The sequence below is a fragment of the Yoonia sp. genome, assembly GCF_014859355.1.
Classification (GTDB): domain Bacteria; phylum Pseudomonadota; class Alphaproteobacteria; order Rhodobacterales; family Rhodobacteraceae; genus Yoonia.
This window is the reverse complement of the sequence record NZ_JACUUJ010000094.1, coordinates 1-1,741: the sequence shown is the minus strand read 5'-3', so window position 1 is coordinate 1,741 and position 1,741 is coordinate 1. Positions and strand designations below refer to the sequence as shown.

The window sequence follows — 1,741 nt, the reverse complement described above, 5'->3', positions numbered from 1 at the left end:
TCGGCCGCATCAACCGACGACGACACATCCATCGCCAGCACCAGCGCCAGCCGACATGCATCAACCGGGCTGGCCCAAAGACAGGCGCAGGCCAGGGGCAGACGGCTTACCAATGGCCAGTATTTTTCATGCTGGCCCAAGGCTCAGCCGGAGGCAGGCTATCCCCCGCCTGCAGCAATTCGATCGAAACATTGTCAGGCGACCGCACAAAGGCCATATGCCCATCACGGGGCGGGCGGTTGATCGTCACGCCGTGATCCATCAAGTGCTGGCAGGTGTCGTAGATGTTGTCGACGCGATAGGCCAGATGCCCGAAATGGCGGCTGTCATCAGGAAGCGCATCATCGCCATCCCAGTTATAGGTCAGTTCGATGGGGCAGTCTTCTTGCCCCGGGGGCGCCATGAAAACCAGTGTGAAGCGCCCACTTTCGCTGTCATGGCGCCGCGTTTCCTTCAGCCCCAAAAGCGCATAAAAGGCCATTGATTTTTCAAGGTCTTTCACACGAACCATCGTATGCAGATACGTCAGTGACATCGGAATGCTCCAGTTTCAGTTAGGTTAAAGCCATATGCTAGCCTGCATCCGGGCCGAATAAAACGCGAAACGGGGAAGATTGGCCAGCGCTACGCGCGTTTACCCTGCACCTGAAATGCAAACCCAGTTTGGCAAACGGCTGCGAATCTCTGTCATGACGGGACATGGGGTGGCCTGCCCCCGTAAAACTGGATCATTCAAAAGAAATATTTGTTCTTGCCACGAACCGGATGGCGATGAGGCCAACAATGCGAAAAACACGTTTCACCGAAAATCAGATTGTTGGAATTTCATGGTTAAGGCTGCCGCGCATTGCGTGAATTCCATCAGTTGACGGAAATCAGTCATCTTCCCGTTGCACGGAACCAAGAAGATAAAGGCAATCGGCGGATTGGAGACAGCGAAGATGTCGGATCAGAGGGTTATCAACTTATCGGCCAATCGACAGGCGCGCTTGCAGGAACGTTTGCAGTCGCAATCCTATGCCGATACGCAGGCGCTGCGTGCATATCTTGGTGTTTTAGAGGCAACGGTGCGCCGTGACCTCGTTGATCTGGAGGCCCGCGGCCTTATACGGCGCACGCACCGGGGCGCATTGCCTGCGGTGCAAGTGAACAAAGAATTTCCAAACGCTGAAAGACAGGTCAAAAACACCGTCAGAAAGGCCCAGATAGGCAAAATTGGCGCGGGTTTTGTGCAAGACGGCGATGTTGTTTTCCTGGATGCCGGGACGACGACCCTGGAAGTCGCGCGTCACCTCTTGGATGGGCGGGGCTGACATTCATCACCAATGGCACCGACATTGCGGCCTGCCTCAGCGGTTCTGATCTGTAGCGCCTGTTCGTCGTTGGTGGCGAATATAGTGACATCAACCACAGCTTGATCGGCCCTTTCGCGATCGAGGCGCTACAGTTTTTCGTAGACCTTAGCACCGTGCATGGTATTCATCCGTCCGGTGTTCTGGAATGGGGCACAATGCCCAATGACTTTATTCAGGGCCGTCTTGCGATGGCTTGGCACACAACCGGCAATCTGTCGAACATCCGCAACAATGCGACCTTCGACTTTGGCGTGGCACCTTATCCGGGCAATCCTGAGCCTGCCTCGGTTCTGGGTGGGGGTAATCCGTATATCTTTGCGGGTGCAGACAGAGAACAGCAGGCGGCCGCTTTTGATTTCGTGAAATTCACGACCTCTGCGGCGTTA

3 protein-coding genes are annotated in these 1,741 nt (G+C 55.2%); 2 read left to right on the top strand and 1 reads right to left on the bottom strand.

Translation table 11 applies throughout. The features are described from left to right. Positions 1-106: 106 nt before the first annotated feature. A complete protein-coding gene (locus IBX59_RS15110; RefSeq protein ID WP_296377047.1) occupies positions 107-535 on the bottom strand; it encodes a VOC family protein in 429 nt (142 codons plus the stop codon). 355 nt (positions 536-890) lie between these two features. Here IBX59_RS15110 and IBX59_RS15105 point away from each other — a divergent pair, with 355 nt between their 5' ends. Next, positions 891-1,313: a DeoR family transcriptional regulator gene (locus tag IBX59_RS15105; RefSeq protein WP_296377045.1), complete on the top strand. Its 423-nt coding sequence runs from the start codon at positions 891-893 to the stop codon at positions 1,311-1,313. A 101-nt stretch (positions 1,314-1,414) separates the two neighbouring features. After that, the coding region (locus IBX59_RS15100; RefSeq protein ID WP_296377043.1) for an extracellular solute-binding protein at positions 1,415-1,741 on the top strand (327 nt) is incomplete at its 3' end.